Source organism: Bradyrhizobium sp. HKCCYLS20291 (genome assembly GCF_051167715.1).
In the GTDB taxonomy this organism is placed as follows: domain Bacteria; phylum Pseudomonadota; class Alphaproteobacteria; order Rhizobiales; family Xanthobacteraceae; genus Bradyrhizobium.
In genome coordinates, this window is record NZ_JBNPTO010000004.1 from 458,349 (window position 1) to 479,091 (window position 20,743).

Below are 20,743 nucleotides of genomic sequence, written 5' to 3' on the forward strand. Positions count from 1 at the left end.
AATAGCAGCATGACCACCATGACCGGCGGCGAAGCGATCGTCAGCGGGCTCGTCGCCCACGGCGTCGATACCGTGTTCGGCCTGCCCGGCGCGCAGGTCTACGGCCTGTTCGACGCCTTCCACCAGGCGCAATTGAAAGTCGTCGGCGCCCGTCACGAGCAGGCCTGCGGCTACATGGCGTTCGGCTATGCCCGCGCCAGCGGCAAGCCCGGCGTGTTCAGTGTCGTGCCCGGCCCCGGCGTGCTCAATGCGGGTGCTGCGCTGCTGACCGCCTTCGGCTGCAACGAGCCGGTGCTGTGCCTCACGGGTCAGGTGCCGACCGACTATCTCGGCCGCGGCCGCGGTCATCTGCACGAAATGCCGGATCAGCTCGCCACCTTGCGCAGCTTCGTCAAATGGGCCGAGCGCATCGAATATCCCGACAGCGCGCCGACGCTCGTGTCCCGCGCCTTCCAGGAGATGCTGTCGGGGCGGCGCGGACCTGCCGCGCTGGAAATGCCGTGGGATGTGTTCACGCAGAAGGCGGCCACAGCGGCCGCGGCGCCGCTGGCGCAGTTCACGCCGCCGCAGCCCGATCCCGACCGTGTCGCCAAGGCCGCTGCGCTGATCGCGGGCGCCAAGACGCCGATGATCTTCGTCGGCTCAGGCGCGATCGAGGCGCGCGAGGAAATCCTCGAGCTGGCCGAGACGCTCGACGCGCCGGTCATCGCCTTCCGCTCCGGACGCGGCATCGTCTCCAATGCGCATGAGCTCGGGCTGACCATGGCGGCGGCCTACAAGCTCTGGCCGACGACGGACCTGATGATCGGCATCGGCACCCGCATGGAGCTGCCGGCCACGTTCCGCTGGCCGTTCAAGCCCGATGGACTGAAGTCGATCCGCATCGACATCGACCCGGTCGAGATGCGGCGCCTGATCGTCGATGCCGGGATCGTCGCCGATGCCAAAGCCGGCACCGCGGCCTTGGCGGCGGCCGTCAGCAAGGCGGGCTATCGCAAGACCTCCGGACGCCGGGCCGCGATCCGCGAAGCCACCGCAGCCACCTTGCAGGAGATCCAGGCGGTGCAGCCGCAGATGGCCTATCTGAACGTGCTGCGCGAGGTGCTGCCGCCGGAGGCCATCGTCACCGATGAGCTGTCGCAGGTCGGCTTCGCCTCCTGGTACGGCTTCCCCGTCTACGAGCCGCGCACCTTCATCACGTCAGGCTATCAGGGCACGCTCGGCGCCGGCTTCCCGACCGCGCTCGGCGCCAAGGTCGCGCATCCGGACAGACCGGTGGTCGCGATCACCGGCGATGGCGGCTTCATGTTCGCCGTGCAGGAGCTGGCGACTGCCGTGCAGTACAACATCGGCGTCGTCACCCTGGTGTTCAACAACAACGCCTATGGCAACGTCCGGCGCGACCAGCGCGAGCGCTTCGACGGCCGCGTCGTCGCCTCGGATCTCGTCAATCCGGATTTCGTCAAGCTGGCCGAGTCCTTCGGCGTGGCAGCGAGCCGCGTCACTGCGCCGGATCAGTTCAAGGTGGCGCTGGAGAAGGCGCTTGCCCATGGCGGGCCGTATCTGATCGACATCGAGGTGCCGCGCGACAGCGAGGTGTCGCCCTGGGCCTTCATCCATCCGGCCAAGCCGTAAGCCGATGGCGTCGACAGAGGGACGTCAGGCAGACTTCTGCCGTCCCTGCAGCGCCGCCGCAGCCATCACCAGGAGACCTGCGCCGGCCACGAGCCAGCAGGCGACCGGCGCCCACTGCACCAGCGGCGCGTAGTCCGGCAGCTTCTGCAGGCCGCCGGCGACGGCGGCGATGCGCGCGAAGGTGGCCAGCGCCAGCGCCGAGAACACCAGCCCGGTCACCTTGCCCTCGGCGCCGGTCGTGCCGATCGCCACCGCCGCCGACATCGCGCTCATCATCATGCAGCCCCAGGCTGCACCGGCGATGAACTGCGCCACGATCAGCACCGTAAGCGCGCCCGCCAGCTCGGCCATCACGATTGCGAGCGCACCGAGCAATCCCGCGACGCCCATGACGATCAGGCCGCCGCGATGCTTGACCACCACGCTCGCCGGAAACAGCACGAGATTGAAGCCGATCCAGAACACCGGCATCAGCCATTGCAGATCTTCCTGCTTGGCGAAACGGAGGTAGAACGCCGAGCTGTTGATGCTGAAATGCAGCTGATAGCCGAGCGCGAGGATCACCATCGCACCGATGAACAGCAGCGGCCAGCCGCGCAAGGACATCGGCTTTAGCTCCGGCTTGGGCTCCGGCTTCGCCGCCACCGGTGCGGCCGGCGCAGCGCCGCCTTGCGCGGCGCGCGAGAGTCCCAGCGCGGTCAGCAGCAGCGCGGCCGAGGAGATGATGAACGGCAGACGCGGATCGTAGTCGCGCAGGACCACGCCGAGATACGGCGACACCGCGCCGGCGACGCCGTAGCCGAGCATCACCAGCGCCATCAGGAACGGAACGGTCGGCCGCGACGCATGGCGTCCCAGCAGCGTCAAAGGCGGCGCGCGCAGCACCGATGACGTCAGCGCCCACACCACGATCAGCCCGACGAACACGGCCGGTCCCGCCGAGGCCGCGACGAATGGCAGCGCCACGAACGCGCAACAGGATACCGCCGTCACGAGTGCGATGAATACGCCGAATCGCGCCGCCACGCGCCCGATGCGGTCGGCGGCCAGTCCCATCGCCGTATCGGACAGCGTGAAGATCGCCTGATCCAGCATCAGGATCAGGATCACCGCCGATGGCGCGATGCCGGCCTGAGCAGCGAGCTTCGGCAGATAGATCACGTAGGTCGTCCACAGCAGGCTGAACACCAGCTGCAGCAACGCAAGATGAAGTCCGAGCCGCGTGGCCGCGGGCGCGCGCTCCTCAGTGAGTTCGACAGTCGTCATGACCCCTCTCCCGGGCCCAGCATAGAGCGCGGGATCGCCATTGCAAAATGCGGAAGGTCACACAGCGGCCAGGACTAGCGCGCGCGGCGGAACGTGAGGTTGATGCGCCGGCGACCGAGCCGCGCATGCTCGCCGTCGGCCAACGGCGCGACGCCATGAAAGGCGAGCCGCGCCGGGCCGCCCCAGACGACCACGTCGCCATGGACGAGCCGATGGCGTTGCGTCTTGTCGCTGCGCTTCAGGCCGCCGAACAGGAAGGTCGCGGGCAGGCCGAGCGAGACCGAGACGATCGGCTCGTCCAAGTCGCGCTCGTCGCGGTCCTGATGCAGCGACATCTTTGCGCCGGGCTCGTAGCGGTTGATCAGGCAGGCGTCAGGCGCGAAGCCGGCAAAACCGGCCGCGCCTGCTGCCTGCTCGGCGAGTTGACGGAACAGGCTCGGCATCGCCGGCCACGTCTTTCCGCTCTCGGGATCGACCGCATCATAGCGATAGCCGCTGCGGTCCGTCACCCAACCGAAGGCGCCGCAATTGGTCATCGCCACCGACATCTGATGGCCGCCCGGCGTGATCATGCGGCGGAACGGCGCCTGCGCGGTGATGGTCTCGATCGCAGCCAACAGCTCCGTCTCGTGTGACCGCGCGAAGCCGCGCAGCAGCACGGCGCCGGGCGCGAGCGGCTCACGCGAAGGTCCGGTCGTCTCGAGACTATCGAACAGATCAGCCGTCATGCGCCTCACTTCGCATCGTGAAAGATCACACCGAGCGTATGCCGCCGCCCGGAGCGTAGCCGGCTGACGCCATGGCGCATGGTGACGCGGTAGGTGCCGCGGGTGCCCTGCACCGGGCGATGGTGGACCGCGAACACCACGGCATCGCCCTGCCGTAGCGGCACCACCTCGGCGCGCGACTGCATCCGCGGCCGCTGCTCGGTCAGAACGAACTCGCCGCCTTCGAAATCGCGCCCCGGCTCGGACAGGAGGATCGCGACCTGCAGCGGAAACACGTGCTCGCCATAGAGATCCTGATGCAGGCAATTGTAGTCGCCCTCGACATATTGCAGCAGCAGCGGCGTCGGCCTGACCTGGCCGGCGTCGTGGCAGCGGGCGAGGAAGGCGGCGTGATCGGCAGGATATTGCACGTCGATGCCCATGACAGCATTCCAGCGATTGGCGATCGGGACGAGACGCGCATACAGCAGCGGCCGCAGCGTCGCGATCGACTCCGGTAAGGGATAACTGAAGTACTTGTACTCGCCGCGCCCAAACCCGTGCCGCGCCATGACCACGCGGCTGCGGAAGTGGCTGTCATCCGGATAGAGCGACGCCAGCGCGCGGCACGTATCGGGCGACACCAGCTGCGGCAACACGGCGCAGCCGCTGGAGTCGAGGTCACGTTCAACAGTCGCCCAGTCGATCGCGTCGATCCCCGTTCCGGCGGAGAAGTCAATTTCGGACACTGCGTGCTTGAGTCTGGCCATGCAATTCATCCCAGCTGTCATTCCGGGGCGGCGCGAAGCGACGAGCCCGGAATCCATACTCACCATGGTGGTTATGGATTCCGGGCCTGCGCGCAAGGGCGCGCATCCCGGAATGACGATGGTGTGAAAGGGGCGCGGCGGCCACCCGTTTCCCGGACGCTTTGGCGGCATCGCGCCGGAGCGCCCCATGAACCGAAACGCTCCGGGCGGAACCAATGTTCTGACGATGCAATCTCCCCGCACCAGACGCGTCTTCATCCTGTTCGGCAAGTCGATCCTGGCCGTGCTCTCGCTCGCGGTCATGCTGCTGCTCTACGCCGAAGGCTATGTGATCTGGTACTTCGAATACGGCCTCGGACTTCCCACTGAGAGCCAGCTTGCGGCTCTCCCGACCACGGGCCCGCTGTGTGCAGCGAACCGGGAAAGTTCCTACGTTCCGCTTTCGGAGATCCCGCCTCTGGTCCGGAAGGCCGTCGTGGCGTCCCAAGATCGCGATTTCTACGAACGACGGTCGATCGGCCCGCTGGCCCGGTTCGCATCCGATGTCGTCGCCGGTCGCCAGCCTGGCAATTCGAGCATCATCCACGCGGTCAGCCGCGATTGTCTCTGGACGCTGGTTCCGGACTGCTGCAAGGGACCGAACCTGGAATGGCAGTTCGGCACACAGGTCTTCATGGGCCGTATCGAGCGCACATTCACGCGCGATCGCATCCTCGAGGCCTATCTCAACAATGCCTATCTCGGCCGCGGCGCCTATGGTGCTGCCGACGCGGCCACCGCCTATTTCGGCAAATCGCTTGCGAGCCTCGACATCGACGAGATCGCTCTGCTCCTCGCGCGTTTCCGAACGCCGATGACCTCTCAGCGCGACAGCGAGTGGCGCGATCGCATGCTCGACAGGATGCTGGCGGCCGGTCTCATCGACGAGGCCCAGACGGCCACCGCCAAAGCCGCACCACTGTCCTTGATCGCTGCCCCGCCGCGCAAACCCTGATCGCTCGCGGCCGCTCAGCCCCGCACCACACCCTCGATGCCCGCCGCGATCTCCAGCAGCTTGCGGTCGTTGCCGCCGGACTGCGCCAGCATCAGGCCGACCGGGACTTCGCCATGGCGATGCGCCGGCAGCGAGATCGCGCAGCCGTCGATCATGTTGATGAAGGTGCAGTTGCGCAGCGCGCGGATGTTCTCGCGCGCGAAGGCGGCGTCATCGGCGAGGTCGGCAATGACAGGCGGCGTGTTCGCTGTGGTCGGCATGACAAGCGCGTCGTAGGGCGCGATCCGCGCGGCGGCGCGCTTGACCAGGGAGCGGCGAGCGTTGAGCATCTCGATGTAGTCAGGCACCGTGATCGCCTCGCCGCGCAGGATGCGGACGGAGACGCGCGGATCGTAGACGTCGCCCTTGGCCGTCAGCAGGAAGCGGTGCCAGGCGTAGCTCTCGGCGGCGGCAAAACCGCCTTTCGCGCCGATGACGCCGACGTCGAGAAACTCGGGGAAGGCAATGCGCTCGATCAGAGCGCCCTGCTTCGTCAAGGTCTCCAGCGCGCGCTCGAACGTCGCGGCCACCTCGGCATCGAGCTCGTCGAGCACGATCGTCGTGGGCACCGCGAGCCGCAGGCCCTTCACCGGCCGCGCTGCCAGTGGCCGGATCGGCTCGTCGGCCAAGACGGAATCGAGCAAGGCACAGCACGCCACCGTGTTGGCGAGCGGGCCAAAACTGTCGAGCGTCGACGACAGCGGCACGCCGCCGTCGAGCGGCACGCGCGCCTGCGTCGGCTTGTAGCCCGTGATGCCGTTGAACGCCGCCGGGATGCGGCAGGAGCCGCCGGTGTCGGTGCCGAGCGCGCCATAGGCCATGCGGTCGGCGACGGAGACCGCGGCGCCCGACGACGAGCCGCCGGGCACGTGGCCGACGTCACGCTTCCAGGCGCTCTTCGGCGTGCCGTAATGCGGATTGATGCCGATGCCGGAATAGGCGAACTCGGTCATGTTGGTGCGGCCGATGACGACGAACCCCGCCCGGCGCAGCCGTGCCACAACAGGCGCGTCCGCATCCGCCGGCGCCGAATCCTCCAGCGCGCGCGAGCCGGCGCGCGTGACCTGGCCCTTGATGTCGAACAGATCCTTGATCGACACGGGAATGCCGGCGAATGGAGACGGCGCCGCGTTGGCCTTGCGCAGCGCGTCCATGCCGTCGGCAGCCGCCAGCGCGGCCTCCTTGTCGACATGGATGAAGGCGCGCTGGCCTTCGCCGGCGGGATCGGCGATGCGGGCGAGACAGTCCTCGACCAGCTTGCGGGAGGTGGTGCGGCCGGCGGCGAGATCATCGGCCAGCGCGGCCAGGGTCGGATTTGAAACGGTCATGGCATCCTGTCAGGCGTGGTCGGCGGCCTCAGCCGAAATATCGAGATCGAGCAGCGCGGAACTCAGCGACTTGCCGTGGGCATCCAGCGCCAGCGAGCGCGTGACGCCGCCGCCGAGCGCCCGGCTCATCACGAAGTTCAGCGCCGCGATGTTGGGCAGCTCATAGCGGACGACGTCGCCGTGGACAATGCCGGCGAAGTGCGCCTTGACGCGTTCCGCGGTGACCTGCTCCAGCAGCAGCGGGTAGTGCTTCGGGTCATAGGCGATGACCGAGATGTTCGAGGTGTCCCCTTTGTCGCCGGTCCTGGAATGGGCGATATCACGCAGCTTCATCTCGGCTCCGATCATATTGACAGCATCAAAGACCAATTTTCATCGGGCGGCAATTGCGATCGACAGTACCTCTGCGCCTGCTGGAGGGCCGCATGCGCGGCGTGACGGACCGTTGACGCCCCTCCACCAAATGGCGCATCAAACCAGCAAAGCAGCGGGCGACGGAGCCCGCCTGACGGGAGGATCACCGGGATGGCCGAGCCGATGCGCGCACGCCCCAAGCCGACACCGGAGACGCAGCATTTCTGGGACGGCACCAAAGCCGGCGAGCTCCGGCTGCAGCGCTGCGACGCCTGCGCCCATGTCTACTTCCCGCCGCGCCCGTTCTGCCCGTCCTGCGCCAGCCGGGAGGTCAGCGTGTTCAAGGCCTCAGGCAAAGGCACGCTCTACAGCTACGTGATCAACCATCGCCCGGCCGCGCCCGGCTTCACGCCGCCCTACGCGATTGCCGTCGTCGCGCTGGAGGAAGGGCCGCGGATGATGAGCAACATCACGGACTGCCCGCAGACACCCGAGGCGCTGGAGCTCGACATGCCGCTCGAAGTCACCTTCGAGCCGCTCGACGCGCAAATCACGCTGCCTTTGTTCCGGCCGGCAAAAGGATAACGCCATGCGTCGAAACCAAGTGGCCGTGGTCGGTGCGGCCGAAACGACCGAGCTCGGTGTCATCCCGACGATGTCGCAGATCCAGTTGCATGCGGACGCGGCGCTCAATGCGATCGCCGATGCGGGTCTGAAGCTTTCCGACATCGACGGCTTCGCCACCGCGGTCGAGACGCCGCAGCAGATGTGTCACTACCTCGGCATCACCCCGACCTGGGTCGACGGCACCTCGGTCGGCGGCTGCTCGTTCATGCTACACGTCCGCCACGCCGCCGCGGCTATCGAGGCCGGGCTGTGCAAGACGGTGCTGATCACCCATGCCGAGAGCGGCAAATCGATGATCGGGAAGCAGCCGCGCTCGATTCCGGCCGATAGCCTGCAGGGCCAGTTCGAGGCGCCGTTCGGCGTGTACGGTCCGCCCAGCATGTTTCCGATCCCCGTGCTGCGCTACATGAAGACCTACGGCATCACCCACGAGCAGCTCGCGATGGTCGCCGTCGTGCAGCGCGAATGGGCGGCGAAAAATCCGCGCGCCATGATGAAGGATCCGATCACGGTCGAGGACGTGCTGAACTCGCGCATGATCGCCTATCCGTTCCGCCTCTTGCAATGCTGCCTCGTCACCGACGGCGGCGGCGCGCTGATTCTCACCTCCGCCGACCGCGCCAAGGATTTCCCGCGGAGGCCGGTGTACATTCTCGGCACCGGCGAGAGCGTGGAGACGCCGATGGTCAGCCAGATGGAAACGTTCACTTCGTCGCGCGCCTTCAAGGTCGCGGGCCCCCTCGCCTTCAAGGAGGCCGGCATCACGCACGCCGACGTCGATCATCTCATGATTTACGACGCGTTCGCACATCTGCCGCTGTTCGGCCTCGGCGATCTCGGCTTCATGCCGCATGAGGAGACCGGGCCGTTCATCGCCGCCGGACACACGCGGCCGGGCGGCAAGCTGCCGCTCAACACCAATGGCGGCGGCCTCTCCTACATGCATTCGGGCATGTACGGCATGTACGCGCTGCAGGAAAGCGTCCGCCAGATGCGCGGCATCGCGCCGGCGCAGGTGCCGGGCGCAAAGATTTCCGTGTGCCACGGCGTCGGCGGCATGTTCGCCGCGTCGGGCACGATCATCTTCACCAACGAGAGGTAACGACGCTCGTCATTCCGGGGGCGCTCTCACTCGCTCCGTCCCTACAGCATGGCGATCGCATGTGACGATGCAGATTTGAGTCGAGCCTTCTCCACGCCGTCATGGCCGGGCTTGTCCCGGCCATCCACGTCGTTCGGCATGCTGGGACGGACGTGGATGCCCGGGACAAGCCCGGGCATGACGACGTAGATACAGCGTCGCGAGACACTCAGGTCCTCCTATGCAGTTGCTGGCGGCCAACGGACGAACCAGATTCTCTATCAAGCCAAGGAACCCATCATGACCAAATCGCTCCAGGACAAAGTCGTCATCGTCACCGGCGCCGGCCGCGGCATTGGCCGCGAGATCGCGTTGCTGTGCGCCGCCGAAGGCGCCAAGGTCGTCGTCAACGATCCCGGCGTGGCCTCCGACGGCTCGGGCACCAGCGCGGCGCCTGCAGAGGAAGTGGTCGAGGAGATCAGGAAGGCCGGCGGCACGGCGGTCGCCAATTTCGAGAGCGTGTCCGAGGCGATCCCCGCCAGCAGGATCGTGAAGGCCGCCACTGACCACTTCGGCAGGCTCGACGGCGTCGTCAACAATGCCGGCATCCTGCGCGACATGATCTTCCACAAGATGAGCATCGAGGCGTTCGAGGCCGTCATCAAGGTGCATCTGATGGGCTCGTTCTATGTGTCGCACTCCGCCGCGCGGCTGTTCCGCGAGCAGGAGAGCGGCTCCTTCGTCCACTTCACCTCGACTTCGGGCCTGATCGGCAATTATGGCCAGGCCAACTACGCGGCCGCCAAGCTCGGCATCGTCGGCCTCTCCAAGTCGATCGCGCTCGACATGGGCCGCTTCAATGTCCGCTCCAACTGCGTCTCGCCGTTTGCCTGGAGCCGCATGATCGGCACCATCCCGGCCGAGACCGAAGCCGAGAAGGAGCGCGTCGAGCGCATGAAGCGGATGGGACCGGAGAAGATTGCGCCGGTCGTCGCCTATCTGCTGGGCGATGCCTCGAAGGACGTCACCGGACAGATCTTTGCGGTGCGCATGAACGAGATCTTCCTGATGGGCCAGTCGCGTCCGCTGCGCTCGGTGCACCGCGGCGAAGGCTGGACGCCGCAGACCATCGCCGAGCACGGCATGCCGGCGCTGAAGCCGTCGTTCTACAAGCTCGATCGCTCCGCCGACGTGTTCGGCTGGGATCCGATCTGAGATTGCGGCGCGCAAAAAGCCGCGTGCAGCGCAAACTATCTTAGGTTGTTTTTTATTCGGACGACCCGCTGAAAGCCACGATTTTGTCGTATGGTTGCCTCCCAACAAAAAAACGGGAGGACTCCAATGACGAATTCACGACACGACATCGCGCAGGACCAGCCGGCCGGAGCCAACGGCTTCGACCGGCGCAGGCTGCTGAAAGGAGCCGCGGCCTTTGCTGCCGCCGCAGCGACCGCCACGTCCGCCTCGGCTGCAACGGTCACGCCCCCGGGCCAGACGGGTGCGCCGACGATCTCGACGGATCCGCTGCCGCTCGGTCCCTTGCCGGGCAGCCGCTATCCGGACTCTCATTTGGAGTCCGCGAAGAAACCCAAGCTGTCATTCGGGCCCGCAGAGTTTCCTGCCTTCGCAGGCACGATGGCCGTCGAGCGTGTCGCGACGGGAATGCGCTGGGCCGAAGGTCCGGTCTATTTTCCTGCGGGACGCTACGTGCTGTTCAGCGACATCCCGAACAATCGCATCATGCGGTATTCCGAAGACGACGGGCACCTCAGCGTCTATCGCCAGCCGTCGATGAATTCGAACGGCAACACCATCGATCGCGAGGGACGGCTGATCACCTGCGAGCACAGCGGCCGGCGCGTCACGCGCACCGAGCTCGACGGCTCGATCACCATCATCGCCGACCGCTACAACGGCAAGCGCCTGAATTCGCCCAACGACGCGGTGGTCGCAGCTGACGGCGCGATCTGGTTCACCGATCCGGCCTACGGCATCGGCGGCTTCTATGAGGGCCTCAAGGCGGAGCCCGAGCAGGACAAGCACAGTGTCTACCGGGTCGATCCGAAATCGGGAGAGGTGAAAGTCGTGGTCGACGACTTCGTCGAACCCAACGGGCTGGCCTTCTCACCCGACGAGAAGAAGCTCTACGTCGTCGATACCGGCTTCACCGATGGGCCTGACAATCCCTCACATATTCGCGTCTTCGATGTCGACCATGCCGCAGGCAAGCTGTCGAACAGCAAGGTCTTCGCCGAAATCCCCAAGCCGAGCATCTCCGACGGTGTGCGGTGCGATCGCGACGGGCGGGTGTGGTGCTCGGTCGGCTGGGGTGATCCGAACGAGGATGGCGTGCGCTGCTATGCCGCTGATGGAACGATGCTGGGCAAGATCCACATTCCGGAGACGGTCGCCAATCTGTGCTTCGGCGGCCAGCAGCGCAACCGGCTCTACATCTGCGGCTCGACCTCGCTGTATGCGGTCTACACCAGTGCCCAGGGCGCGCTGAAGCCGTAGGCGCCCACTGCTGTCATGCTCCGCGAAGGCGGAGCATCCAGTACTGCCCAGCAGAAAATATTGAACCGAGGTGTCACGGCGTACTGGATCGTCCGCCTTCGCGGACGATGACAACCGGGTCAGGGAGCAGCGATTAGAACACTACTTGCTGCTCCCTGGCCCTCGTCTCTCAGCGCAGCTCGCCGCGCAGCCGCCGCGGCCACGCAGTCAATTCTGATCAAAAGAAATGTCTTGCGATTTTTCGGAAATTATGATTTCCTCTCGCCATCCCGCCTCAAGCAAGGGGCGTAGCGCGCGATCGTCACGACACGCGAGGCGGGGATGCGATGCCGCGATGGGCCGCAGCGTGTCCGAAGGGATGCGCCGACGAACGGCTCCATTGCGGACGTGAAATCGCGTGGTCCTGGCGCCCCGACGCAGGTGTCAAGTCCGTGGTGATGCCCAGTGCATCGCCCGGGCGACGGTGTCTACGAGCCGGCACACCGGGGAGATCGCGTATAAGCGTGAAGACATCGCGCGGGGAATGCCGGATGTTCGGCTGAACCTGTGGTACCTGCCGCCTGCATTCTTTTCGCAGGCGGGCCATGGGTGAGGCCCTCACCCGGCATTCCCCGCGCCCTTGCACTCTCGTAAGGGACGTTCGCTGCATGCCCCCGGGCGCAACGCGCCGCGGGGATGAAATCGCATGTACATGCTGTTTGAACCGTGAATTCGTCCACCCCACCGCCGTCGTCCCGGGCAAGCCGTGACGCGCGCAGCGCGTCGCGGCGCCGACCCGGGACCCATACTCCGCAGCAGACGTGATACGCGAGATGCCAACGACGCGCCTGCCCCAAACTACTCCCTGGGGTTATGGGTCCCGGCGTTCGCCGGGACGACAGCGGTGTTTGTCGCTTCGGCACGCCATCTCACGAACGTTGGTGAGGCGCGGTTCGGCGCTCCGCTATCACGCCACCCTCCGTCGTCGTCCCGGGCAAGCTGCGACGCGCGCAGCGCGTCGTGGCGCCGACCCGGGACCCATACTCCGCGGCGGATGTGACGAGCAAAAGGCCAACTACACGCCTGCCCCAAACCGCTCCCTGGGGTTATGGGTCCCGGCGTTCGCCGGGACGACGGCGAGTCTGTGGCGGGCACCTGGGGCTACCCCGTATTCCGCAACCCGGCCGAGATGCCGTTGATCGTGAGCTGAATCCCGCGTAGCACCTGCTCGTCCGGGTTTTGCGCGCGGTGCTCCTTCAACAGTTCGACCTGCACGTGGTTGAGCGGATCGAGATAGGGGAAGCGGTTGCGCACGGAGCGCTCCAGCAGCGGGTTGCCCTGCAGGAGGCGTTCCTGGCCGGTGATGTCGAGCAAGGTCTCGATCACCAGATTCCATTCGCGGCGGATGCGGCCGAAGATCTTTTCGCGCAACGCCTCATCCGGCACCAGCTCGGCATAGCGCGAGGCGATGGCGATCGAGCTCTTGGCGAGCACCATGTCCATGTTCGACAGCAGCATGCGGAAGAACGGCCATTCCTGGTACAGCTCGCGCAGGAACGGCATGCCCTGCTCGGGATTTTCCGCGACCCAGGTCTCGACCGCGCTGCCGAAACCGTACCAGCCCGGCAGCATCAGCCGACACTGCGCCCAGGAGAACACCCAGGGGATGGCGCGCAGATCCTCGATCGCGCGGGTCTTCTTGCGCGAGGCCGGACGGCTGCCGATGTTGAGCGTCGCGATCTCGTTGATCACGGTCGACGCCCAGAAATAGTCGACGAAGCCGTCGGTCTCGTAGACGAGGCCGCGATAGGCCTTGAAGGCGAGCTCCGAGAGCCGGTCCATCGCGGTGAGATACTCGCGCTTCGGCGCCGGCTGTCGCGGATGCAGCAGGCTCGCCTCCAGCGTTGCCGCCGCAAGAATTTCCAGATTGTTGCGGCCGACCTCGGCATTCGAGTACTTGCTCGAGATGATCTCGCCCTGCTCGGTGATGCGGATCTGGCCGTTCACGGCGCCGCCGGGCTGGGCAATGATGGCGTCATAGCTCGGGCCGCCGCCACGGCCGACGGAGCCGCCGCGGCCGTGGAACAGCCGCAGACGCACGCCATGGCGTTCGAAGATCTCGACGAGGCCGATCTCGGCCTTGTACAGCTCCCAGCCCGAGGTGACGAAGCCGCCATCCTTGTTGCTGTCGGAATAGCCGAGCATCACCTCCTGCACGGCGCCGCGGCTGTCGACCAGGCGGCGATAATCGTGCAGCGCCAGCATGCGGTCCATGATGCCGCTGGAAGCCTGCAGGTCCTCGATGGTCTCGAACAGCGGCACGATGTTGACGCCACAGCGGCCGGCGGGGTCGATCAGGCCGACCTCTTTCAGCAGCAGGGCGACCTCAAGCATGTCGGACATGCCCTTGCACATCGAGATGATGCACTGGGGGATCACATCGGCGCCAAACGTCGCATGCGCTTCGGCGGCGGCGCGAAACAGCGCGAGTTCGCCGACGGTCTCGTCGCTGTACTTCACGAATTGCGACACCAGCGGCCGGGCATTCCGCAGCTCGCTGACCAGCAGACCAACCCGCGCGTCCTCGCTCAGCGCCATGTAGGACATGCCGGGCATCGCGGTGTCGATCAGCTCGGCCACGGTGCGCTCGTGCACCGCCGAGTTCTGACGAATGTCGAGCCGGGCGAGATGGAAACCGAAGCAGTCGACCGCGCGACGGAGCATCCGTAGCCGGCCGCGCGCGATCACCTCGGCATTGTTGGCGATCAGCGAGCGATGCAGCACGTCAAGATCGTCCTGCAGCTCCTTGACGCTGTGATACGGCTCGACCGCCGCCACCGGCAGACGGCTGATCTGGATGCCGAGCTTCTTCGCGGTCGCCGCCAGCCGCGCATAGATGCCGGACACCGCCAGACGATACGGCTCGCCGCTGCGGTGGGGCGAGGTGTCGGGCGAGCGCTCGGCCAATGCCCGCAGCTCCTCCGAGACGTCGGCGAGATGCGCGGCCATCGACAGCTCGCTGCCGAGCAGGTGCAGCTCCTCGAGGTAGTAATGCAGAGCGAGGCTGGATTGCAGCTTGAGCGTTCCGCGCATCACATCGGCGGTCACGAACGGATTGCCGTCGCGATCACCGCCGATCCAGCTGCCCATGCGCAGGAAGGATGCGAGGTCGCCGGCAACCTCGGCGCCGTCGTTGAGACGATCCTCCAGCCCGCACAGCAGGCGCGGCACCTCGCGCAGGAACGTATAGTCGTAGAACGACAGCCCGTTGGTGACCTCGTCGAGCACCGTCAGCTTGGTCCGGCGCAGCAGGTTGGTCTGCCACAGCGTGAGCACGGCGCGGCGCAACGCCTCGTCATTGGCCTCGCGCTCGTCCGGCGTCAGCTGCATCCGCTCGCGGCGGTCGAGCAGCATGGCGACCTCCATCTCGCGGTCCATCGTGCTCTTGCGCCGGACCTCAGTCGGGTGCGCGGTCAGAACGGGGCTGACCAGCGCGGTCGAGAAGAACTTGCGCAGCTCGGCCGCCTCGAAGCCCGCCGCCTTGGCGTGCCCCAGCGTCGCGGCCAGCATGCCATTGCCGCCATTGGCATCGCTCCTGGCGCGCATACGGCGGATGTTGTTCTGGTCCTCGGCGATGTTGGCGAGGTGGGAGAAATAGCTGAAGGCGCGGACGATGCGGACGGTCTCCGCCGTCGTCATGCCGTCGAGGATCTGCTCCAGTTCGCGCCGCGCCTGGCGGTCCTCGTCGCGGTGGAAGCGGACCGAGGTCTGGCGGATCAGCTCGACGAGGTCGAAGACATCGGCGCCCTCCTGGTCGCGAACGGTGTCGCCGAGGATGCGGCCGAGCAGCCGGATGTCATCCCGGAGCCGCGCATCCTCCTCCATCGCCTGCGCTTCGGCGGCGCGGTTGGGGCGGATGTCCTCTGGTATGGCTTGCGGCGACATGGATGCGCTCTCCAGCAGCTGCCCATTTACGGGTCAGTCTGCCGTATCTGTATTGCAGCGCAAGATCAAGAAAGAGGCGTCGCCTGCCCTATTCGATGCTGGCCTTGTCTCCTGTCGCAGCCAGACGCGTCAGATCTGCCGTCCCGCCCGCTCCCAATAGGGATCACGCAGCCGCCGCTTGAAGATCTTGCCGGAATCCTCGCGCGGCAATTTGCCGTGGATTTCGATCTGCCTGGGCACCTTGTAGTCGGCCAGCGACGCTTTCAGCCGTGCCTTGATCTCGCCGATGTCCAGCGTCACCCCGGGCTGCGGCTCGACCACGGCCATCAGCGCCTCGCCGAACTCCGCGTCGGGGATGCCGAACACCGCGCAATCATGCACGCCGGGCACCGCGTGCAGCACCGCCTCGATTTCCGCCGGATAGATGTTGACGCCGCCCGAGATCACCATGTCGCGCTTGCGGTCGCAGAGGAAGACGTAGCCGTCGGCGTCGATGTAGCCGATGTCGCCCGAGGTGATGAAACCGTCGCGGTCGATCTCGACACGCTTGTCCGGCTTGTTGTGATAGGTGAAATCCGGATTGCCCGACATGCGCGAGTAGATCTCGCCGACCTCGCCCTGCGGCAGAATGCGGCCGTCCTCACCGAGGAAGCGCAGCTCCGCCCCCGGCGAGACCTTGCCGACGGTCCCGGGCTTGCGCAGCGCATCCTCGGAGGTGGCGAAGGTGACGGCCCCCGATTCGGTCGAGCCGTAGAACTCGTAGATGACGGGTCCCCACCACTCGATCATCGCGCGCTTGACGTCGGCCGGGCACGGCGCCGCCGCATGAATGACGTGACGCAGCGAGGACACGTCGCTGCGGCGCCGGACTTCCTCCGGCAGCTTCATCAGACGAATGAACATCGTCGGCACCATGAAGATGGTGTCGATCCGCTCGGCCTCGATGACGCGAAGAAACTCCTCCGGCTCGAAGCGCGGCATCAGCACCAGCGCGCCGCCGAGCCGGCCGGCGCGCAGGCCGAACGCGTTCGGCGCCGAATGATACAGCGGCCCCGGCAGCAACGCGCGCGCACCGGGCTTCAGGCCGTAGATCAGCGCGCGCATCCGCTCAGCAGACGCCGCCTGCTCCACTGTCGGCGCGTTGCGCCGGACGCCCTTCGGATGTCCTGTGGTGCCGGAGGTGTAGATCATGTTCTGCGGCTGCGGCACCTGCGGCCCGTCGTAAGGGCTCTGCTGCGCCAGCCACGCTTCCAGCTCGATCGCGAAGGCCGGTGTCGCGAGCAGGTCCGAATCGATCCGATAGTTGGAGAGGATCTCCGGCGGGGTCGGCACGCTGAGCACGGTCACGCCGGCCGGCACCACGCCTGCGAGCTGATGCAGCAGGTCGGCGTGGCCGACCAGGACCTTCGTCGCCGAATCTTTCAGGATGTAGTCGATCTCCTCCGGCTTGAAGTGCCAGTTCACCGGCACGCCGTAGGCCCCGAGCCGCATCGCGCCATAGGCCGCTTCGATGAAGGCGATGTCGTTGCGCATCAGCATGCAGACGCAATCGCCCTGGCGCACGCCGAGTTGCGCCAGACCGCTGGCGATCCTCGCGGCACGGTCGGCGATCTCGGCGTGGCTGCGCCGGCGCTCGCCGGAGATGATGCCGCAGAACAGGGAGGACGTTTGCATTTATTGGCTTATCCGATCTGGCGTCGGTTCGAATGCCGTCGTCATTCCGGGACGATGCGGAGCAGCGAACCCGGAATCACGGTCTCAGTCAGCGAATTTCGGCGCACGCTTCTCGATGTTGGCGCGCACGGATTCGAGCTGGTTCGCGCTGCCGATCAGCTTCTGCTGCTCGACCGATTCCGCAAGCAGTGCCGGGCCCGGATCGACCGAGAGGTTGTTCAACATCCGCTTGGCGGCACGGATTGCATCGGGATTCTTAGCCGCGATCTCCCGCGCAGTCTCCAGCGCAGCCGCGCGCGGATCGGCGCAGATGCGCGTGACGAGGCCGTAGGCCTGTCCCTCCTCCGGCGAGAACACCCGGCCGGTGTAGGTCAGCTCGCGCAGGATGTCGTCGCGCATCAACGTGCCCAGGATCGGCGTGCCCGCCATGTCCGGCACCAGTCCCCACTTGATCTCCATGATCGACATCTTGGTGTCCGGCGCGACGTAGCGCATGTCGGCGCCCAGCGCGAGCTGGAAGCCGCCGCCATAGGCGACGCCATGCACCGCAGCAATCACCGGCACGGGCAGCTGACGCCAGCCCCACACCGCCTGCTGGGCGAAGTTCGCCTTGCCGTGGGTGCGAATGGTAAGATCACGCTTCTCGCCGCCGGGAATGCCGTTGCCGCCGGAGTCCTTCATCGCCGCGAAGCGGCCCATGTCGAGCCCGGCGCAGAACGCGCGGCCCTCGCCGGACAGCACGACCGCCCGCACGCCTTTCTCCCTGGAGAGCCGCTCGGTCGCCGCGACCAGCGCCTCGAACATCTCCATGTCCAGCGCATTCATCTTGTCGGCGCGGACCAGGCGAACATCGGCGACGCCGTCCTTGATCTCGATTGCGATGCGGTTGTCCATCGAGCGTCTCCTCACGAATGTCTTTGTGACTTTACAGAAGGCTGCCGGAGCGATTTAGTCAATCGACCAATTAAGTCACAACATGTCAGGCGGAAACTCCCATGTTCAAGGACAATCTCCTGGAAGGCCGACGCATTCTGGTGACCGGCGGCGGCACCGGCCTCGGCAAGGCGATGGCCGCGCGCTTTCTCCAGCTCGGAGCCGAGGTGCATATTTGCGGCCGGCGGAAAATCGTCTGTGACGAGACCGCGACCGAACTGATGGACCTGTATGGCGGACGCGTCACCAGCCACGGTGTCGACATCCGCAACGCCATGGCGGTCGAGGAGATGATCGAGGCGATCTTCCAGGAAGGCGGCCTCACCGATCTGATCAACAACGCCGCCGGAAATTTCATTTCCCGCACTGAGGAATTGAGTCCGCGTGGCTTCGATGCTGTCGCCAACATCGTCATGCACGGCACGTTCTACGTGACGCAGGCAGTCGGCAAGCGCTGGATCGCGGCGAAGCAGCCGGGCAATGTGGTGTCGATCACCGTGACCTGGGTGCGCAACGGCTCGCCCTATGTGGTGCCGTCGGCGATGAGCAAGTCTGCCATTCACGCCATGACGATGTCGCTCGCCACCGAATGGGGCCGCTACGGCATCCGCCTCAACACCATCGCGCCCGGCGAGATTCCGACCGAGGGCATGAGCAAGCGCATCAAGCCCGGTGACGAGGCCGGCGCGCGCACCAAGGCAATGAATCCGATGGGCCGCGTCGGCACGATGGAAGAGTTGCAGAACCTCGCGGTGTTCCTGATTTCCGGCGGCTGCAACTGGATCAATGGCGAGACCATCGCGATGGACGGCGCGCAGGCGCTGGCGATGGGCGGCAACTTCTATCAGCTGCGCGACTGGAGCGACGACGACTGGACCAAGGCCAAGGAGTCGATCAAGGCGCAGAACGAAAAGGACCGCGCGACACGCACGAGCTGACCGCCTGAGCAAGCTGTTGATCGGCGAGGCGCGACCTGTAGACTGAACGCACGATGCCCGCTCCGGCGCAATCCGGAGCGGGACGAATGAGCCATAAGAACAAGACACAATCGGAGGGGAAACATGTCCGTCACGACGGCAGCGTCGACGCTCGTCGAGGTCGTGCGCAAGCAGGCGCAAACGCTGGGCTCCGCCACCGCCTACGAATTCGAGGGACGGATCACCAGCTTTGCCAAGTTCGACCGCAAGACCAATCAGGTCGCCAACGCACTGAAGGCGCTGGGCCTAAAGCCGCATGAGCGGATCGCCTATTTCGGCAAGAACAGCGACAGCTATTTCGAACTCCTGGTCGGCGCCATGAAGGCCAACGTCGTGATGGCGCCGGTAAACTGGCGGCTCGCCGGTCCGGAGGTCGCCTTCATCGTCGAGGACTGCAAGGCGCCTGCCCTGTTCGTCGGGCCCGAGTTCGTCACGCTGATCCGGCAGATCCGCGACCAGATTCCGAGCGTGCAGCACATCATCACCACCGAAGGCGGCGCGCCGGAATGGCAGGACTACACGGCCTGGCGCGATGCGCAGAGCACGGACGATCCCGGCGTTGTCATCACGCCCAGGGACATCGCGCTGCAGCTCTACACCTCCGGCACGACCGGCAAGCCGAAGGGCGCGATGCTGTCGCACGCGAACTTCCTCAACCTCGTGAACACCGGCAACCCGGAGGAAAAGCCCGACTGGAACAAATGGTCGACCGATGACGTGTCGCTGATCGCGATGCCGATCTTCCACATCGGCGGCTCCGGCTGGGGCCTGATGAGCCTGTACCACGGCGCCCGCGGCGTCATCGCCCGCGAGTTCGATCCCACCAAGATTCTCGACTTCTTCGAGCAGTCGGGGATCACCAAGCTGTTCATGGTGCCCGCGGCGATGCAGTTCGTGGTACGGCAGCCGCGCGCGCGGCAGGTCGATTTCTCGCGGCTGAAATACATGCTGTACGGCGCCTCGCCGATCCCCGCGGCGCTGCTGAAGGAGTGCATCGACGTCTTCAAATGCGGCTTCGTGCAGATGTACGGCATGACCGAGACCACGGGCACCATCATCGCGCTGCCGCCCGAGGACCATGTCGAAGGGCTGGAGCGGATGCGTTCGGCCGGCAAGCCGCTGCCCGGCATCGAGGTCGCGATCATCGATGCCAACGGCAATCCGCTGCCGCCGCGCGAAGTCGGCGAGATCGCCACGCGATCCGGCTCCAACATGGCCGGCTACTGGAATCTGCCGGAAGCGACCGCGCGCACGCTCGGCAAGGACGGCTGGCTGCGCACCGGTGACGCCGGCTACATGGACGAGGACGGCTACGTCTACATCCACGACCGCATCAAGGACATGATCATCTCCGGCGGCGAGAACATCTATCCCGCCGAGGTCGAGAGCGCGATCTGCGACCATCCGGATGTCGCCGAGGCCGCCGTGATCGGCATTCCCGACGACAAATGGGGCGAAGCCGTCAAGGCCATCGTCGTCATGAAGCCGGGCAAGCGCGCCACCGAGACCGACATCATCACCTTCACCCGCACCCGCATCGCCGGCTTCAAGACGCCGAAGAGCGTCGACTTCCTCGATGCCCTCCCGCGCAATCCCTCGGGGAAGATTTTACGGCGGAATCTGCGCGACCCATATTGGGCGGGCAAGGATCGGCAGGTGAATTGAGTGGACGCAGCATTGTCTGCCGGCCGCGCGTGCCTTGTGCTCGCGATAACGCCTAATTTCGATGGGCACCGCGTTGCCGCACGATCGGTTCGTAGGGTGGGCAAAGCGCCGCCGCAGGCGGCGCGTGCCCACCGTCTCTCGGAATCCTCAAAAGCCCATGGTGGGCACGGCGCGCGCGAGAGCCCGGCATAATAGCGGCGGCGTATGCGCGCCTTTGCCCACCCTACGCACTCTCCTCGTGGTTGCGAGCGAAGC

General features: G+C 66.1%; 16 protein-coding genes. 8 read left to right on the forward strand and 8 right to left on the reverse strand.

Features of this window, described 5'->3' with window-relative positions; all coding sequences use genetic code 11:
- The first annotated feature begins 9 nt into the window (after positions 1-9).
- Entirely contained in the window at positions 10-1,635 is a 1,626-nt protein-coding gene (locus tag ACQR07_RS12835; RefSeq protein ID WP_434902636.1) for a thiamine pyrophosphate-dependent enzyme, read from the forward strand.
- A gap of 24 nt (positions 1,636-1,659) precedes the next feature.
- Here the strand turns inward: ACQR07_RS12835 and ACQR07_RS12840 are convergent, their stop codons facing one another.
- The 3 genes from ACQR07_RS12840 to ACQR07_RS12850 form a co-directional block, all read right to left on the reverse strand.
- On the reverse strand, positions 1,660-2,901 hold the full coding sequence (locus tag ACQR07_RS12840; RefSeq protein ID WP_434902637.1) for an MFS transporter: 1,242 nt from the start codon (positions 2,899-2,901) through the stop codon (positions 1,660-1,662).
- Between the two features lie 74 nt (positions 2,902-2,975).
- On the reverse strand, positions 2,976-3,629 hold the full coding sequence (gene alkB, locus ACQR07_RS12845; RefSeq protein ID WP_434902638.1) for a DNA oxidative demethylase AlkB: 654 nt from the start codon (positions 3,627-3,629) through the stop codon (positions 2,976-2,978).
- Between the two features lie 5 nt (positions 3,630-3,634).
- Positions 3,635-4,378 carry a 2OG-Fe(II) oxygenase gene (locus ACQR07_RS12850; RefSeq protein WP_434902639.1) on the reverse strand — a complete coding sequence of 248 codons (744 nt, stop codon included), beginning with the start codon at positions 4,376-4,378 and terminating at the stop codon, positions 3,635-3,637.
- Positions 4,379-4,565: 187 nt separating this feature from the next.
- Between ACQR07_RS12850 and ACQR07_RS12855 the strand changes: the two genes are divergently transcribed.
- Positions 4,566-5,372 (forward strand): transglycosylase domain-containing protein, encoded by an 807-nt coding sequence (locus ACQR07_RS12855; RefSeq protein WP_434902640.1) that lies wholly within the window; start codon positions 4,566-4,568, stop codon positions 5,370-5,372.
- A gap of 14 nt (positions 5,373-5,386) precedes the next feature.
- Here the strand turns inward: ACQR07_RS12855 and ACQR07_RS12860 are convergent, their stop codons facing one another.
- Positions 5,387-6,739, reverse strand: coding sequence for an amidase (locus ACQR07_RS12860; protein WP_434902641.1), 1,353 nt, complete (start codon positions 6,737-6,739; stop codon positions 5,387-5,389).
- A gap of 9 nt (positions 6,740-6,748) precedes the next feature.
- On the reverse strand, positions 6,749-7,072 hold the full coding sequence (locus ACQR07_RS12865; protein WP_434902642.1) for an AtuA-related protein: 324 nt from the start codon (positions 7,070-7,072) through the stop codon (positions 6,749-6,751).
- 192 nt (positions 7,073-7,264) lie between these two features.
- Here ACQR07_RS12865 and ACQR07_RS12870 point away from each other — a divergent pair, with 192 nt between their 5' ends.
- The 4 genes from ACQR07_RS12870 (at position 7,265) to ACQR07_RS12885 (ending at position 11,315) form a co-directional block, all read left to right on the forward strand.
- Entirely contained in the window at positions 7,265-7,678 is a 414-nt protein-coding gene (locus ACQR07_RS12870; RefSeq protein WP_434902643.1) for a Zn-ribbon domain-containing OB-fold protein, read from the forward strand.
- A 4-nt stretch (positions 7,679-7,682) separates the two neighbouring features.
- Positions 7,683-8,822: a thiolase C-terminal domain-containing protein gene (locus ACQR07_RS12875; protein ID WP_434902644.1), complete on the forward strand. Its 1,140-nt coding sequence runs from the start codon at positions 7,683-7,685 to the stop codon at positions 8,820-8,822.
- A gap of 279 nt (positions 8,823-9,101) precedes the next feature.
- Entirely contained in the window at positions 9,102-10,016 is a 915-nt protein-coding gene (locus ACQR07_RS12880) for an SDR family oxidoreductase (RefSeq protein ID WP_434902645.1), read from the forward strand.
- A 126-nt stretch (positions 10,017-10,142) separates the two neighbouring features.
- A complete protein-coding gene (locus ACQR07_RS12885) occupies positions 10,143-11,315 on the forward strand; it encodes an SMP-30/gluconolactonase/LRE family protein (protein WP_434902646.1) in 1,173 nt (390 codons plus the stop codon).
- Positions 11,316-12,455: 1,140 nt separating this feature from the next.
- Here ACQR07_RS12885 and ppc read toward each other — a convergent pair.
- The 3 genes from ppc to ACQR07_RS12900 form a co-directional block, all read right to left on the reverse strand.
- Positions 12,456-15,239, reverse strand: a complete 2,784-nt coding sequence (gene ppc / locus ACQR07_RS12890; protein ID WP_434902647.1) for a phosphoenolpyruvate carboxylase — start codon at positions 15,237-15,239, stop codon at positions 12,456-12,458.
- 129 nt (positions 15,240-15,368) lie between these two features.
- Positions 15,369-16,913: an acyl-CoA synthetase gene (locus tag ACQR07_RS12895; RefSeq protein WP_434902648.1), complete on the reverse strand. Its 1,545-nt coding sequence runs from the start codon at positions 16,911-16,913 to the stop codon at positions 15,369-15,371.
- Positions 16,914-16,997: 84 nt separating this feature from the next.
- Positions 16,998-17,807, reverse strand: a complete 810-nt coding sequence (locus ACQR07_RS12900) for a crotonase/enoyl-CoA hydratase family protein (RefSeq protein ID WP_434902649.1) — start codon at positions 17,805-17,807, stop codon at positions 16,998-17,000.
- 101 nt (positions 17,808-17,908) lie between these two features.
- Between ACQR07_RS12900 and ACQR07_RS12905 the strand changes: the two genes are divergently transcribed.
- Together ACQR07_RS12905 and ACQR07_RS12910 are read left to right on the forward strand one after the other, a co-directional pair.
- Positions 17,909-18,784 carry an SDR family oxidoreductase gene (locus ACQR07_RS12905; RefSeq protein ID WP_434902650.1) on the forward strand — a complete coding sequence of 292 codons (876 nt, stop codon included), beginning with the start codon at positions 17,909-17,911 and terminating at the stop codon, positions 18,782-18,784.
- A gap of 123 nt (positions 18,785-18,907) precedes the next feature.
- Positions 18,908-20,488: a fatty acid--CoA ligase gene (locus tag ACQR07_RS12910; protein WP_434902651.1), complete on the forward strand. Its 1,581-nt coding sequence runs from the start codon at positions 18,908-18,910 to the stop codon at positions 20,486-20,488.
- Positions 20,489-20,743: the final 255 nt, after the last annotated feature.

What these genes read in the sequence shown, in the direction of transcription:
- ACQR07_RS12850 (WP_434902639.1), bottom strand. Translation starts at nt 4,378, where the DNA reads ATGGCCAGACTCAAGCACGCAGTGTCCGAAATTGACTTCTCCGCCGGA.
- ACQR07_RS12900 (WP_434902649.1), bottom strand. Translation starts at nt 17,807, where the DNA reads ATGGACAACCGCATCGCAATCGAGATCAAGGACGGCGTCGCCGATGTT.
- ACQR07_RS12835 (WP_434902636.1), top strand. Translation starts at nt 10, where the DNA reads ATGACCACCATGACCGGCGGCGAAGCGATCGTCAGCGGGCTCGTCGCC.
- ppc (WP_434902647.1), bottom strand. Translation starts at nt 15,239, where the DNA reads ATGTCGCCGCAAGCCATACCAGAGGACATCCGCCCCAACCGCGCCGCC.
- ACQR07_RS12885 (WP_434902646.1), top strand. Translation starts at nt 10,143, where the DNA reads ATGACGAATTCACGACACGACATCGCGCAGGACCAGCCGGCCGGAGCC.
- ACQR07_RS12905 (WP_434902650.1), top strand. Translation starts at nt 17,909, where the DNA reads ATGTTCAAGGACAATCTCCTGGAAGGCCGACGCATTCTGGTGACCGGC.
- ACQR07_RS12870 (WP_434902643.1), top strand. Translation starts at nt 7,265, where the DNA reads ATGGCCGAGCCGATGCGCGCACGCCCCAAGCCGACACCGGAGACGCAG.
- ACQR07_RS12875 (WP_434902644.1), top strand. Translation starts at nt 7,683, where the DNA reads ATGCGTCGAAACCAAGTGGCCGTGGTCGGTGCGGCCGAAACGACCGAG.
- ACQR07_RS12895 (WP_434902648.1), bottom strand. Translation starts at nt 16,913, where the DNA reads ATGCAAACGTCCTCCCTGTTCTGCGGCATCATCTCCGGCGAGCGCCGG.
- alkB (WP_434902638.1), bottom strand. Translation starts at nt 3,629, where the DNA reads ATGACGGCTGATCTGTTCGATAGTCTCGAGACGACCGGACCTTCGCGT.
- ACQR07_RS12840 (WP_434902637.1), bottom strand. Translation starts at nt 2,901, where the DNA reads ATGACGACTGTCGAACTCACTGAGGAGCGCGCGCCCGCGGCCACGCGG.
- ACQR07_RS12860 (WP_434902641.1), bottom strand. Translation starts at nt 6,739, where the DNA reads ATGACCGTTTCAAATCCGACCCTGGCCGCGCTGGCCGATGATCTCGCC.
- ACQR07_RS12910 (WP_434902651.1), top strand. Translation starts at nt 18,908, where the DNA reads ATGTCCGTCACGACGGCAGCGTCGACGCTCGTCGAGGTCGTGCGCAAG.
- ACQR07_RS12865 (WP_434902642.1), bottom strand. Translation starts at nt 7,072, where the DNA reads ATGAAGCTGCGTGATATCGCCCATTCCAGGACCGGCGACAAAGGGGAC.
- ACQR07_RS12855 (WP_434902640.1), top strand. Translation starts at nt 4,566, where the DNA reads ATGAACCGAAACGCTCCGGGCGGAACCAATGTTCTGACGATGCAATCT.
- ACQR07_RS12880 (WP_434902645.1), top strand. Translation starts at nt 9,102, where the DNA reads ATGACCAAATCGCTCCAGGACAAAGTCGTCATCGTCACCGGCGCCGGC.